Genomic DNA, 14077 nt, shown 5'->3' on the forward strand with positions numbered 1-14077 from the left:
CTCGTCGTCGACGAGGAGCCGGTGGAGGGCCTCGGTCAGACCGTCGTCGTCGCGCGGGTCGACCAGCAGGGCGCCACCGTCGGCGGCGATCTCGGCCATGCTTCCGAAGCCCGACGTGATCGCGGGCGTCCCGGCGGCCAGCGACTCGGCGACGGGCAGGCCGAAGCCCTCGTTCACGGATGGAAACACTGTGCACCGGGCGAGCCGGTACGCGCCCCAGAGCAGCCGGTCGCTCAGCCGGCTGACCGACTCGACGGGCCGTCCGGCCCCCTCGAGCTCGGCGAGTCGTGCGCTGAACTCGTCGCTGTTCCAGGATGCGCCACCGACGAACGTCAGGCTGAACCGCAGGCCGCGACGCCACAGCAGCTCGGCGGAATGCAGAACGGACAGGTGGTTCTTGCGCGGCTCGTGGCTGCCCACGCACAGGACGAGCGGCAGGTCCGCGACGACGAACCGGTCCCTGGCGTCGGCCAGGTCCTGCCCGGACGGCTCGGGCGCGTCCGCGGGCAGCAGGATCGCCTCGATCGCGGGACCGGGCAGCCCGGCGCCGCCGAGCATCCGACGCCAGCCGGCGTACTCGGCCGCCGCGGCGGCGGAGATGCCGGCGACCACGTCGAACTCCGCGACGGCCGCGAGGTTCAGGGCGAACACTGCGGGAAATCCCGCCGCGGAGGTCTCGGCGGAGGTCAGCGGGACGCAGTCGAAGCCGATGACGCCGCAACGGGTCGGTGCATAGCGGGCGAGGGCCTGCAGGGCCAGGCACCGCCGGGGCTGGATCGCGAGCTCAGGCAGCATGTAGGTGCCGCCCCAGGGCACGACGACCGGCCCCTCGGGCTCGTCGTCGTCGACCGTGCCCTTCCGGCCGGCGAGCGCGGCGTCCCGGGCGGCGTCGTCGAGCGCGTAGATCGCGTCCATGTCCGTGGTCCAGCCGATCGCGGTGAACTCGCGGTCGGCGCGCCACTGCGTGATGACGCTGCGGGCGACGCGCTGGATGCCGGTGCCGAGCGGGTAGAGGACCAGGTCACCCATGTCGACGAGCGTCGCGTCGTGGAGCACGCGCACGTCGCGTCGCACGGACGCCTCGGTCACGACGGCCTTGGCGGCGTCGAGGATCACGGACGGCCCGAAGAGCTGGCCGTCGCGGCGGGCGGCGATGACCTCGTCGGCGGGCGGGAGCCGTGCCGACAGGACCGAGAGCGCGAGCCAGGTGACGGCGTCGTCGGCACCGGTCAGCAGTCGCAGGACGGTGCGCTCGGCGGCGGCCGGTGTGCGAAGGTCGGCGGCGTCGGGTTCGAGCGCCCGCGCGAGGACGACGAGGCGGTCGTACCACTTCTCGGGCGAGACCTTCGGAGCGGTCGCGCGGGCGCGCAGCGCGAAGCCCTCCTCGGCGGCACGCCGCAGGACGCTGCGGGCGTGGGTCATGACGGTCATGCGGTTCCCCCTTCGACCAGGTAGCTCCACAGGGCGCGTGCGTACGCGTCCCACGAGCCGCCCGGGTACAGCGCTGCCTGCGCCCGTAGGCGCGCACGCAGGTCAGAGTCGTCGACGAGGGTGCGCAGCGCGGTCAGCACCTCCTCGTCGTCGCGCGGGTCCACGGTGAGGCACCCGCCCCCTGAGGCGATCTCGGCCTGGCTGCCGTACGCGGTCGTGAGCACGGGCGTGCCGCACGCCAACGACTCCGCGACGGGCAGCCCGAAGCCCTCGTGCAGCGAGATGAAGACGGTGAACGACGCCCCGCGCATGAGCGACCAGAGCTCGTCGTCGCCGATCGACTTGTGCCAGTGGACCGACGCGCCGGACCGGGCCAGCCGTTCGAGCTGGTCCTCGACCCGCTTCATGTCCCAGCCGGGGCCGCCGACGAGGTGCAGGTCGAACTCGCGGCCCTCGTTCCACAGCCGCTCGGCGGCGTGCAGCAGGGCTCCGTGGTTCTTGTGCGGCTCGAGCCGTCCGACGCACAGGACGAGCGGGCGCAACGGCACTGCGCGCACCCAGCCCGGCGGCGGCGGGGGCACGGTGACCGGGAGCATGACCTCGGACACGTCGGGTCCGGCAAGGCCCTGGGCGACGAGCGCGTCGCGGAACCCGGCGAACTCGGTCGCAGCGGACGCGCTGATCGCGGCCACGCGGTCCGCGTGCTTGATGACGGTGAGGTAGGCAGCGAAGCCGTTCGGCTCGCCGAGCGGGCGCAGGTCCGCGCTCACGACCGGGATGGCGTCGTAGCCGATCGCGACCACCCGAGACCCCGACAGCTCGGCGAGCGCCGCGAGCGGCGCAGTGCGGTCGGCCAGCGGCACCTCGGCCAGGACGAAGGTCGCCTCCCACGGGATCACGAGGACCGACGTGTCGGGGGCGTCGGGGTCCTGGTCGGCAGCGGAGATCCGGTCGCGCAGCGACTCGTCCCACCGGGAGGCCAGCGTCGTCTCGTCGGGCGTCAGGGCGCGCGTGGCGCCGGCCGTGTCGGTCCAGGCGACCAGCAGGGGGTCGTGCTCGAGGGCCCAGGTGCGGACGACCTCGCGTGCTGTGCGCTGGATCCCGTTGTGGAAGGTGCTCCTGGCGCACATGTCGACGTCGACGATGACGCCGCCGGTCACCACGGCCTCCTGGGCCATCGACGCGTGCGGCGCCGCGACGGCCGCGGCCCGGTCGAGCAGCCGCAGCGTGGTCTCGGTCTCGTCGCACAGGTCGACCAGGCGCAGCACGTACCGGACGTCGGCGGGCTCGGGGTACGCGCCGGCGAGCACCGTCAGCAGCAGCCACGCCACGGAGGCGCGTCGCTCGCGGAAGAGGAGTCCGACGAGGGCCGAGAGGCAGGTGTCGCCGTCGATGAGCCGGTCGGGGTGCACTGGGGTGCCCGGTGCGGCTGCGTCGGCCGCTGCCCGGAGGCGTTGCGCCACAGCTCCCGCGACGTTGCGGGTGCCGATGAGGGTGTCCGTCGCCCCCGTCACACTCGCCCCACGCGCCGGACGGCGCGGATCGGTGCGGTGACACGCCAGGACAGCGTGCGGTGGATCGCGACGATCTCGTCCTCCAGCGCGACGATCCGGCGCTTGTCCTCGGCGCGGCCCTTGGAGAGGTCCGCCTCCTCGGCCCAGCGCGTGAGCGCCGCGGTCCGCCAGCGCACGACGTCGGCCGTCAGCGTGTCGATCGTGGCGCGCTGACGCAGGTCGTGGTCGGTCTCGTACGTGTCGAGCGGGCAGGCGGGGTAGGCCAGCAGCGGGGCGAGGTCGACGTGCTCGGCGGACACGTAGAACCGCGAGAGCCCGTCGAAGAGGCAGAGGGTGTAGCCGGCGTCCAGGACGATCTTCTCCCAGAGCGCGAAGGTGGGTTCCGTCGAGCGGGGCGCGGTCGCCTCGACGACGAGCACCCACGGCTTCCAGCGCGAGAGGTCGACGCTGCGCAGGACCTCCGGCTCGGCGCCCTCGACGTCGATCGTCATGAAGTGGATGTCCTGGCCGTCGAGGTCGGCGCCCTCGAGGATCGAGTCCAGCGTGAGGGCGGGGACGATGACGTCTTGCGCGGCCAGCCCGGCCGCCTCGTGGCGGTCGCTCACCGAGTCGACCAGCGTGGACAGCCCCGTTTCCGAGAAGACGTGCAGCGTGATCTCGGTGATGTCCTCGTCCGTGACGGCCGCCTCGACCAGGAGGTCGCCCGGGCGCTCCTCGCGGTGCGCGGCCGCGAACGACGGGACGGGCTCGACCGTGACGCCGCGCCAGCCGAGGTCGTAGAAGCCTCTGCTGATCGAGTCGACGCGCGGGTCGTTGGCGCCGATGTCGACGTAGCGACCCGCCTCGATGTTTCGCAGGGCTCGCCAGAGGACGACATCCTCCCGGTTCTGGGAGTACGACACGAACGTGGAGGGCAGCGGCACGGCTGCATCATACGTGCGCTCGGCAACCCGTCGCGGGTCGGGATGCCGGTACGATCCTGAGGTCCAATCCCCGATTACCCCGAGGAATCATGCCCCGCGCACTCATCACCGGTATCACCGGCCAGGACGGTCTCTACCTCTCCGAGCTCCTGCTCGCGAAGGGTTACGACGTCTACGGCCTGATCCGCGGCCAGAACAACCCGAAGTACGAGCTCGTGCGCGAGCTGCTCCCGGACGTGAAGCTGCTCACCGGTGACCTGACGGACTTCTCGAGCTTGATCCGTGCGCTCGAGGTGGCGCGCCCGGACGAGGTCTACAACCTCGGCGCGATCTCCTTCGTGGCGTACTCGTGGGAGAACGCACTGGTCACCAGCGACGTGACCGGCAAGGGCGTGCTCAACATGATCGAGGCGGTGCGTCTGTACGCCGGCGACGATCTGAGCAAGGTCCGCTTCTACCAGGCGTCCTCCTCGGAGATGTTCGGCAAGGTGCAGGAGGTGCCGCAGCGCGAGAGCACGCTGCTGTGGCCGCGCTCGCCCTACGGCGTCGCCAAGGTGTTCGGGCACTACATGACGATCAACTACCGCGAGTCGTACGGCATGCACGCCTCGTCGGGGATCCTCTTCAACCACGAGTCGCCGCGCCGTGGCCCGGAGTTCGTCACGCGCAAGGTCTCCCAGGCCGTCGCGCGGATCTCGCTCGGGCTGCAGGAGAACATCACGCTCGGCAACCTGGACGCCAAGCGCGACTGGGGCTTCGCCGGGGACTACGTCGACGCCATGTGGCGGATGCTGCAGCAGCCCGAGGCCGACGACTACGTCGTCGCGACCGGTGAGACCCACTCGATCCGGGAGCTGCTCGACATCGCGTTCAAGCACGTCGGCATCGACGAGTGGTCGCACCTGGTCAAGCAGGACCCGCGCTTCATGCGCCCGGCCGAGGTCGACCTGCTGATCGGCGACCCCACCAAGGCCCAGGAGAAGCTCGGCTGGACCCGCCAGGTCGACTTCCCGACGCTGGTGACCATGATGGTCGAGAACGACCTCAAGGAGCAGCGCGCTCTGAACGGCCGGTGACGGTGTGACGACTGCGTTCGTCACGGGGATCAGCGGCCAGGACGGGACGATCCTGGCCGGTGTGCTCGCCTCCGAGGGGATCGAGGTGCACGGGCTCGTGCGCACGGTCGACGAGGAGGCGAAGCACCGCTCCGTCCTGCCCGACGGGGTCGTCCTCCACGTCGGTGAGCTCACCGACCGTGCGCGCGTCGGCGAGCTCGTGAGCTCCGTGCGGCCCGACGAGGTCTACAACCTCGCCGGGATCAGCTCGGTCGGGTACTCGTKGGCGCACCCTGCGCTCACTGGCGAGGTCAGCGGGCTCGCGGCCGTCGGCGTGTTCGAGGCGGCGTGGGCGCTCCAGGAGCGCACGGGCCGGGCGGTCCGGGTGCTGCAGGCGTCGAGCGCCGAGATCTTCGGGCGCCCGGACCGGACCCCGCAGGACGAGGGCACGACCGTGAACCCGATCTCGCCCTACGGCGCGGCCAAGGCGTACGCGCACCAGATGGCAGGGATCTTCCGGGGACGCGGTCTTCACGTCGCCACGACCATTCTGTACAACCACGAGTCGCCGTTGCGGCCGACGACGTTCGTCACCCGCAAGATCACGGCGGCCGCCGCCCGGATCGCGCACGAGGGCGGGGGCACGCTGTCGCTCGGCAACACGACGGTCCGTCGGGACTGGGGCTGGGCACCCGACTACGTCGACGCGATGGTCCGTGCCGTGCGGCACCCGGTGGCCGACGACTTCGTGGTCGCGACCGGTGTGACGCACTCCGTGGCTGAGTTCGTCGAGGCCGCGATGGTGCACGCCGGCGTCCCCGACTGGCAGTCGCACCTCGAGACCGACCCGTCGCTGGTGCGCCCCGCCGACGCCACCGAGCAGGTGGGCGACGCGTCGAAGGCCCGCGAGGTGCTCGGCTGGACCCCGACCGTCTCGTTCGCCGAGCTGGTCGGCCGGATGGTCGACCACGATCTCGAGCTCGAGCGAGGTGCCCGGTGAGCGAGCTCCGCGCCGGCGTCGTCACGGTCGTCCTGGTCAACTACAAGGGCGCCGACGACACGATCACGGCGCTGCAGGCGTTCGCCGACGTCGACTGGCCCGCCGACCAGCTCGAGCTGGTCGTCGTCGACAACGACTCGGGCGACGGCAGCGTCGAGCGCATCCGCGAGGCGGTGCCGACCGCCACGGTGATCGACTCCGGCTCCAACACCGGGTTCGCCGGCGGCTGCAACCTCGGTGTCGCGCACGCGACCGGCGGGTACGTCGCGTTCCTGAACAACGACGCCCGGCCCGACAAGGGCTGGATCCGCGCGGCGGTCGAGGTGCTCGACGCGGACCGCACGATCGGCTCGGTCGCCTCGAAGGTGCTCGACTGGGACGGCAACCTCATCGACTACGTCGACGGCTCGCTGACCTGGTTCGGCATGGGCTACAAGCGCGAGGTCGAGAAGCCCGAGACCGGTGCCTACGACACCGCCAAGGACGTGCTCTTCGGCACGGGCGCCGCGATGTTCGTGCGCACCGAGCTGTACCGCGAGGTCGGCGGGTTCGACGAGCGGTTCTTCATGTTCTACGAGGACGTGGACCTGGGCTGGCGGCTCAACCTCCTGGGCCACCGCGTGCGGTACGTCCCGGGCTCGGTCGCGTTCCACAAGCACCACGTGACCATGAAGAAGTTCGGCAACTTCCGCGAGAGCTACCTGCTGGAGCGCAACGCGCTGCTGGCGATGTACAAGAACTACGACGACGAGTCGCTGGCCCGCGCGCTGCCCGCCGCGATGGCGCTGGCCGTGCGGCGCTCGGTCGCGCGCACCGGCGTGGACGCGACCGCGCTCGACCTGCAGCGCTCGCCGGGTGGCGACGACGTGGGCACCATCGAGATCCCGAAGATGGCCCTGACCGGGCCGTACGCCATCGACTACTTCGTCGAGCAGCTGCCGTCGCTCCTGGTGTCGCGTCGCGAGCTCCAGGGCCGCCGGCGGCGCAGCGACCGCGAGCTCTTCCCGCTCTTCCGCGAGACGATCGAGCCCGCCTACGGCATGCCGTCCTACCTGGCCGCCCACGAGGTGCTCCTCGAGGCGTTCGGGATCGTCGAGCACTTCACGGCGCGCCACCGCATCCTCGTGGTCACCGGCGAGCCGCTGCTCGAGCGGATGGCCGGCCCGGCGATCCGTGCCTGGGAGATCGCCAAGGCGCTCGCCCCGGACCACGAGGTCCGACTCGTCTCGACCGCCGGCGCCAAGCGCACCAGCCCCGACTTCTCCGTCGAGTACGCCGCGGGGACGGGCCTGAAGGAGCCGACCGGCTGGGCCGACGTCATCATCTTCCAGGGGTTCTTGCTGGAGACGGCCCCGTGGCTCAAGGGCAGCGACAAGATCATCGTCGCGGACATCTACGACCCCATGCACCTGGAGCAGCTGGAGCAGGCGCGCGACCTCGGCGTCGAGGGTCGCCAGAACGCGATCGACGTCACCACGCACGCGCTCAACGAGCAGCTGCGCCGCGCGGACTTCCTGCTGTGCGCCTCGGACAAGCAGCGCGACTTCTGGCTCGGCCAGCTGGCGGGCCAGGGCCGCGTCAACCCCGCGGTCTACGACGAGGACGCCTCGCTGGACAACCTGCTCGCGGTCGTCCCGTTCGGCATCGAGGACACCCCACCGGTCCAGAGCACGCACGGGATCAAGGGCACCGTCCCCGGCATCGGTCCGGACGACAAGGTGATCCTGTGGGGCGGCGGGATCTACAACTGGTTCGACCCGCTGACGCTCCTGCGCGCGGTCGACCGGCTCAAGGACCGCCACCCCGAGGTCCGGCTCTTCTTCCTCGGGCTCAAGCATCCCAACCCGGGCGTGCCGACGATGCAGATGGCCTGGCAGACGCGTGAGCTGGCCGACGAGCTGAAGCTCACCGGCACCCATGTCTTCTTCAACGAGGGCTGGGTCCCGTACGAGGAGCGCGCCGACTTCCTGCTCGACGCCGACGTGGGCGTCTCGACGCACTTCCAGCACGTCGAGACCGCGTACAGCTTCCGCACCCGCATCCTCGACTACCTGTGGGCCGGGCTGCCGATCGTCGCCACGGGAGGCGACACCTTCGGCTCGCTCATCACCGAGCACGGTCTGGGCCGGGTCGTGCCCGAGCGCGACGTCGAGGCCCTCGAGGCCGCGCTCGAGGAGATGCTCTACGACGAGGAGTCCTCGCAGGCCGTGCGGCAGGCTGTCGACGCGTTCGCCGGCTCGTACGTGTGGGCCCGCGCGCTGGCGCCGCTCGTCGAGTTCTGCCGCAGCCCTCGCCGGGCCGCCGACCTCGCCGTCGACCGTCCCGCCGTGCCTGCCTCGAAGCGACGGTCGCCCCGCACGCGGCGTTCGCTGCGGTCGGACCTCCAGCTCGCGCAGGGGTACCTGCGGGCCGGGGGAGTGCGCGAGGTGGCCCGACGCGCATCGGGTCGCATCGGGCGCATCGTCGGCCGCGGCTAGCGGCCAGACGTACGTCAGCGCCCGTCAAGCAGGGCGAGCTCGAGCTGCGGCGAGAGGGTGCGGGCGTAGGTGTCAGAGATGTGCCCGCTGTCCGAGTACGCGATGACTCCGCCGATGACGGTGTGGCACGTGCCGTCGACGCAGAACCAGTCGTTCAGGTCGAGCAAGCTGACCCGGTCGTCGGCGGATGCGGCCGCTGCACCGGCCATGGCGTCGGGCGGAACGACAACCGAGCGCGGACCGTCGCACACAGATGTGTCCGGCCCCGCTGCTGCCAGGCAGTCAGGGACGTCCTTGCCGTCGGCGCTCCGCGGGGTGTCCGCGAGGACCAGGACGTCGATCCCGGCCGACGTGAGTCGAGACCACGCGGCGACGTAAGGGTCGGGGCCGATCGGCGTCTCCGGGCTTCCCTCGGAGTACGCGCTGCTGACGTTGGAGGTGATCACGGTGTCCACCGCCGGGTCGGCCAGGATGGCCTCGAGCGCCGCGTCACCCCAGCGAGCGCACGCGCCCTGGTCGTTCGGGCGCCCCGCATGGAGGACCTGGCCGTCGCCCGTCCCGTTGCACGCGGACTTGAAGTACGTGGTCACGCGCCAGCCCTGCCGCTCGACGACGTCGCGCACGGCCCCGAGCCACTGCATGGCGTGCGAGTCTCCCAGCATTGCGATCGTTCGGGTCGGGTTTGCGGACCCGTAGGTGCACGGGCGGAGCTCGTCCGAGTCGGGAGGTGTCTCGCACTCCCAGCCGCCGGATGGATCGGCCTTGACCGGCCGGTCCGTCTTGGCGAGCGAGGAGGCCCCGGCACTGACGGCCGCGAACGGGTCCGGGCAGCCGTTCGACGCCACGAGGGCGGCGCTGCCGAAGCACGAGCCGTCCTGCGACGCGACGAGCACTTCGCGCTCGTGCGCGATCCGGCGGTCGAGCACGGCGACGGTCGCCATGCACCCGGCGACGACGAGGCCGATGGCGACGGCAGTTACCGTCAGGACCCTGAACGGCGCCGCGCCGGTGAAGCGGGGGAGGGTACGGACCGGATCCTCGACGACCACCTTGGTGCCCCAGGCAAGCAGGAGTGTCACAACGATGAGGACGATCTTGGTCATGGCCGTGATCTCGTGCCCGAGCATGACGGGGACGATGACGATCATCGGCCAGTGCCAGAGATAGACGGAGTACGACGTGTCACCGAGCCAGCGGACGGGGGCGAGTCGCAGGAGACGGCCGGTCACCGTGCCGGTCCCGGGGGTGCCCGCGACGATCACCGCGAGCGCGCCCAGCACGGGCACGGCAGCGGCCATGCCGGGGAAGGTGGTCGTGCCGCTGTACGTCACCGCGACAGCCACGATCGCAGCGACGCCCGCCCACAGGAGGGCGACGCGGGCCAGACGGTTCCACGTCGGGACGACCACGAGCGCCAGCATCCCGCCGGCTCCGAACTCCCACGCCCTGCTCACCGTGGAGAAGTAGCCCGTGGACGGCACCCGGTCGGTCAGGAGCACGCAGGAGACGAACGAGGCGACGACGAGGGCTCCCAGGACCAGGGCGATCCCCTTGCGCGTCACCCGACGACGAGCGAGTCGAGCGACCCCGACGGCTGCGAGGAGGATCAACGGCCATCCGATGTAGAACTGTTCCTCGACCGACAGCGACCAGTAGTGCTGGACGGGCGACGGCGCGTACTCGGCGCCAAGGTAGTCCACGGCGTCGTGCGCGAGCTGCCAGTTCTCCACGTACAGCGCGGAGGCACCGATCTCGTGCGCCCACTGGCGCCACGACGCGTCGGGGATCCACAGCACGGTGGCGGCGAGCACGACCGTCAGGACGAGGAGAGCGGCGGGCATGAGCCGGCGTGCCCGTCGTGCCCAGAACCGGCTGAGCGACACCGAGCCGCGGGTTGAGAGCTCGCGGACGAGCTGTCCTGTGATGAGGAAGCCGGAGACGACGAAGAACACGTCGACGCCGATGAACCCACCCGTGAGCCGGCCGGGCCAGAAGTGGTAGAGAAGCACGAGCGAGACCGCCAAGGCGCGTAGGGCCTGGATCTCGTGCCGTACCGGAGCGTGTCGCGTCGTCCGGTCGGCGGCTGGAGCAGGGACGGTCTGCAGCCCGACGGGTGCTGAGCTCGTCATCAGCTCCTCGCCTGTCCGTTCACAAGTCCGAGGTACTCGTCGTAGTCGCGGACGTAGTCGGCGGCGTCGTAGGCGTGCGATGCGAAGACGCACAGGACCGTGCCGGGGGCGTAGTCGTACTGCGTGCCCCAGACCATCGGCGGCATATAGAGGCCGATGTCCGGACCGTCGAGCAGCACCTCCTCGCGGCGGGCGCCGTCGTCGACGATGCAGCGCACGGAGCCTTGCACGCAGACGAGGAACTGCGAGCACGTGCGGTGCGCGTGCTCGCCGCGGACGTCCTTGGAGGGCACCTCGAAGACGGCGAAGAACCGCTCGGGGACGAACGGCAGGTCGCGGCCGAGCTCGAGCGCGGCGAGCGAGCCACGCAGGTCGCGGGCGACGGTCACGGGCACCACTGCGGACCCTCCGACCAGCGGTCGTCCCTCGGTCGGGCGGGGCGCCGCGGTCGTCGCGGACGGCTCGTCGTGGACGTACCCGTGGATCCGTGCGGGGTTGCCGACGACGATGGCGTTGGCCGGGACGTCGTGGGTGACCACGGCGCCGGCGCCGACCATGGCGCCGCGCCCGATGCGCACGCCGGGCAGGATCACGGCGCCGCCGCCGATGCTCGCCCCCGCCGCCACGACGGTGCGGGGGAACTGCGTCGGGTAGACCTTGCTGCGGGGGAACGGGTCGTTCGTGAACGTCACGTTCGGGCCGACGAAGACGTCGTCGCCGAGCCGCAGCCCGTCCCAGAGCTGTACGCCAGACTTCACCGTGACGCGGTCGCCGACAACGACGTCGTTCTCGACGAAGACGTGGTCGCAGATGTTGCAGTCCCGGCCGATGCTCGCACCGGGCAGCACGTGCGCGAACGCCCACACGCGGGTGCCGTCGCCGACCTGTGTCGACTCGCACAGCCCCTGCGGGTGGACGAAGGCGGTCACGCGACGTTCCTCTCGGCGGTGCGGCGGTCGGGGTTGCGCAGGACGAGCAGGATCCGCCCGCCGATGAACGTCAGGGGAGCCGTCAGCAGGACGACCGCACCGCTCCAGTGGTCCGGCATCCCCATGGAGCGCGCCACGGAAAGCGCCAGCAGGCCGAGGAGATAGGCCCCCAGGTACATCGCGACGTACGCGGCCGAGAGCCTCTTGGTCATCCGGACCCCGAACACGAAGCCGCCGGCGAGCGTCACGGCGAGCGCCAGGCCCAGGGCGAAGCCGATCGTGTAGGCGATCCGCGGGTCGATGACCAGGGAGAGCAGTGACATCGAGACCGCGGTCACGAGGGTGTTGGCGCAGCCCGCCACGACGAATCGCCAGGCGGACGAGCGCAGGCCGTGCGGCCCGCTACTCATCGGGGAACACCTCGCTCGTCATCTCGAGCGACGGCGGGCGGTTCTTGCTGTTCTCGAACGTCCGCCACACGTAGCTGCCGACGATCCCGAGTCCGATGAGGATGGTGAACGTGGAAGCGAGCATCACGAGCATCAGCGGTGTGTAGCCGGGGTTGTCGATCCGGCCGGTGGCCCAGCCGACGAACACGGTCACGGCCCACGCCGTGGTCAGGACGGCACCCACCACGCCGGCCGCCGTCAGCAGGCTGATCGGGATGTTGGTGAAGGAGAACACGCTGTCGAGCAGGTAGCGCACGCGCTTGCGCAGGGTCCACGCGGACTTCCCGCTCTCGCGCGCCACCCGCACGTAGGGCACCTCCGCGCGACGGAACCCGACCCAGTAGAGCAGCGCGACGAGGCTCGAGTGGGACTCGCGGAGGTCCACGAGCTGGGCGGCCACGGCGCGCGTGCAGCCGAAGACGTCGACGCCACCGCGGGGGATGTCGCGGTTGATCAGCCCGCGGTAGAGCCACCAGAACGTGCGCGACGCAGCCGCGGAGAAGGCCTGGTCCTGCCGCGACGCGCGTCGCCCCACGACGATGTCGACGTCGCCGCTGCGCAGCAGACGGAAGAAGTCCTCCATCAGCTCGGGCGGCTCCTGAAGGTCCGCGGCCATGACCCCGACGTAGCTGCCGCGGGCGGCCGCGATGCCGGTGCGGATGGCCTGGAACGCGCCGAAGTTGCGGGAGTGCGTGATGACCTGCGAGTCGATCGCGGCGGTCGGCAGGATGGCACGCAGCAGCTCGAGGGAGCCGTCGGGCGACCCGTCGACGACGAAGACGACCTCGAGGCGGCCGTCGAGCCGCTCCGCCACGACGGCGAGCCGGCCGACGACCCGTTCGAGCGTGTCCTCGTTCCTGTAGACCGGCACGACGACCGAGTAGACGATGCGGGTCGCGAGGGTGGCGTCAGAAGGTTCGGAGTGCATCGCCGACCCTCCGGATCTCGTCGTCGCGAAGCTCGGGGAACACGGGGACGGACACGACCTGTCCGGCCATCTCCTCGGTCACCGGCAGCGAGACGTCGGTGTACCGGTCGCGGAAGGCGGGCTGGTGGTGGTCCGGGACCGGGTAGTGCACGTCGGAGCCGATCTCGTGCTCGGTCAGGTGGGCGACGAGACCCTGGCGGTCGTCGGTGAGCACCACGGCGAGATGCCCGACGTGCCCGTCGCCGACGGCCTCGAGGACCCGGACGCGTTCTCCCGCGGCCGACGCGTACGCGCCGATGATCCCGCGCCGGACGGCGTTGCCCTCGTCGACCCCCGGTAGGCGGACCCGCAGGAACGCGGCCTGGGCCTCGTCGAGCCGCGAGTTGCGGCCGCCGTCCGACGTGACGTGGTACTTCGTGCTCCAGCCGTACTGGCGCAGCGACCGGACGCGGTCGGCCAGGCGGTCGGACGCGGTGGTGACGGCACCGCCGTCGCCCAGGGCACCGAGGTTCTTCGTCGGGTAGAAGCTGAACGCGGCGGCGTCACCGAGCGAGCCGACGGCGCCCTGCGGGGTGCGTGCGCCGATGGCCTGGGCACAGTCCTCGACGACCGCGACGCCCAGCGGCTCGGTGAGCCTGCGGACGGCCGCGACGTCGGCCGCGCGCCCGTAGAGATGGGTCACGACGACGACCGCGACGCTCTCGTCGAGCACGGACGCCAGGTGGAGCGGGTCCAGGAGCAGCGTCGCCGGGTCGATGTCGGCGTAGCGGACCTCGTAGCCGGCCAGCCGTGCCGCGGTGCCGGCGTAGCCTCCGCAGTTCGCGGCGGTCACGACCACGTGGCGGTCCGCCGGCGCCGCGGCGCGGATCGCGAGCTCGAGGGCGTCTGTCCCGTTGGCGACACCGAGCGCGTGCGGCACTCCGACGTACTCGGCCAGCTCCCGCTCGAACGCGCCGTGCTGCGGACCCAGGACCAGCCTGCCGCTGTCGACGACCTCGGTGAAGGCTGCGGTCAACCGCACCTTCTGTGCGGACAGCGCCCGTCCGAGGTCGTTCATCGGCACGAAGGCCATCGGTTCCCCTGTCTCATTGCACGTGCTCGGCCGGTCGCTCCAGCGCCCTGACCGCTGATGATGATCCCACGACTCGGAGCAAGAACGTGCCTCAGCACGCGTACCATGGGCGGCCGGTGCGTCCCCGCACCGTGTCCCGGCCGCAACGCGGTCCACCGTGTTGCTGAAGG

Annotated in this window: 10 protein-coding genes and 1 pseudogene; 3 read left to right on the forward strand and 8 right to left on the reverse strand. The window is 71.3% G+C overall.

The features are described from left to right. Positions 1-21: 21 nt before the first annotated feature. The 3 genes and pseudogenes from AC1DZC_RS02255 to AC1DZC_RS02265 all read right to left on the reverse strand — a co-directional run. A pseudogene (locus tag AC1DZC_RS02255) lies at positions 22-1431 on the reverse strand (glycosyltransferase); the annotation flags it as partial. Next, complete coding sequence (locus AC1DZC_RS02260) at positions 1428-2945, reverse strand: glycosyltransferase family 4 protein (RefSeq protein ID WP_477042078.1); 1518 nt, start codon at positions 2943-2945, stop codon at positions 1428-1430. The pseudogene AC1DZC_RS02255 and the gene AC1DZC_RS02260, both read right to left, overlap by 4 nt. Next, positions 2942-3868, reverse strand: coding sequence for an FkbM family methyltransferase (locus AC1DZC_RS02265; protein ID WP_477042079.1), 927 nt, complete (start codon positions 3866-3868; stop codon positions 2942-2944). Before AC1DZC_RS02265 ends, AC1DZC_RS02260 begins: the two co-directional genes overlap by 4 nt. Positions 3869-3957: 89 nt before the next feature. Here AC1DZC_RS02265 and AC1DZC_RS02270 point away from each other — a divergent pair, with 89 nt between their 5' ends. From AC1DZC_RS02270 to AC1DZC_RS02280, 3 genes are read left to right on the forward strand one after another with little or no spacing between them, the layout of a single operon-like run. Further along, positions 3958-4944: a GDP-mannose 4,6-dehydratase gene (locus AC1DZC_RS02270; RefSeq protein WP_477042080.1), complete on the forward strand. Its 987-nt coding sequence runs from the start codon at positions 3958-3960 to the stop codon at positions 4942-4944. Positions 4945-4948: 4 nt separating this feature from the next. After that, the gene (locus tag AC1DZC_RS02275; protein ID WP_477042081.1) at positions 4949-5923 is read left to right on the forward strand and encodes a GDP-mannose 4,6-dehydratase; all 975 of its coding nucleotides are present in this window, start codon (positions 4949-4951) and stop codon (positions 5921-5923) included. Continuing rightward, the gene (locus tag AC1DZC_RS02280; protein ID WP_477042082.1) at positions 5920-8400 is read left to right on the forward strand and encodes a glycosyltransferase; all 2481 of its coding nucleotides are present in this window, start codon (positions 5920-5922) and stop codon (positions 8398-8400) included. Before AC1DZC_RS02275 ends, AC1DZC_RS02280 begins: the two co-directional genes overlap by 4 nt. 14 nt (positions 8401-8414) lie before the next feature. On the opposite strand, the gene AC1DZC_RS02285 is transcribed toward AC1DZC_RS02280, so the two are convergent. The 5 genes from AC1DZC_RS02285 to AC1DZC_RS02305 are packed head-to-tail and all read right to left on the reverse strand — an operon-like array spanning position 8415 to position 13907. Next, a complete protein-coding gene (locus AC1DZC_RS02285; RefSeq protein ID WP_477042083.1) occupies positions 8415-10529 on the reverse strand; it encodes an acyltransferase family protein in 2115 nt (704 codons plus the stop codon). Next, the gene (locus AC1DZC_RS02290; RefSeq protein WP_477042084.1) at positions 10529-11458 is read right to left on the reverse strand and encodes a WxcM-like domain-containing protein; all 930 of its coding nucleotides are present in this window, start codon (positions 11456-11458) and stop codon (positions 10529-10531) included. Before AC1DZC_RS02290 ends, AC1DZC_RS02285 begins: the two co-directional genes overlap by 1 nt. Beyond that, a complete protein-coding gene (locus AC1DZC_RS02295; RefSeq protein ID WP_477042085.1) occupies positions 11455-11868 on the reverse strand; it encodes a GtrA family protein in 414 nt (137 codons plus the stop codon). The genes AC1DZC_RS02290 and AC1DZC_RS02295 overlap by 4 nt, the downstream gene beginning before the upstream one ends. After that, positions 11861-12835: a glycosyltransferase family 2 protein gene (locus AC1DZC_RS02300; RefSeq protein WP_477042086.1), complete on the reverse strand. Its 975-nt coding sequence runs from the start codon at positions 12833-12835 to the stop codon at positions 11861-11863. The genes AC1DZC_RS02295 and AC1DZC_RS02300 overlap by 8 nt, the downstream gene beginning before the upstream one ends. Beyond that, the gene (locus tag AC1DZC_RS02305) at positions 12816-13907 is read right to left on the reverse strand and encodes a DegT/DnrJ/EryC1/StrS family aminotransferase (RefSeq protein WP_477042087.1); all 1092 of its coding nucleotides are present in this window, start codon (positions 13905-13907) and stop codon (positions 12816-12818) included. Before AC1DZC_RS02305 ends, AC1DZC_RS02300 begins: the two co-directional genes overlap by 20 nt. Positions 13908-14077 lie beyond the last annotated feature (170 nt).

Source organism: Cellulomonas sp. P2_B4, assembly GCF_056404795.1.

Coding starts and splice junctions, on each gene's coding strand:
- AC1DZC_RS02285 (WP_477042083.1), bottom strand. CDS start 10,529: ATGACGAGCTCAGCACCCGTCGGGCTGCAGACCGTCCCTGCTCCAGCC.
- AC1DZC_RS02270 (WP_477042080.1), top strand. CDS start 3,958: ATGCCCCGCGCACTCATCACCGGTATCACCGGCCAGGACGGTCTCTAC.
- AC1DZC_RS02300 (WP_477042086.1), bottom strand. CDS start 12,835: ATGCACTCCGAACCTTCTGACGCCACCCTCGCGACCCGCATCGTCTAC.
- AC1DZC_RS02295 (WP_477042085.1), bottom strand. CDS start 11,868: ATGAGTAGCGGGCCGCACGGCCTGCGCTCGTCCGCCTGGCGATTCGTC.
- AC1DZC_RS02305 (WP_477042087.1), bottom strand. CDS start 13,907: ATGGCCTTCGTGCCGATGAACGACCTCGGACGGGCGCTGTCCGCACAG.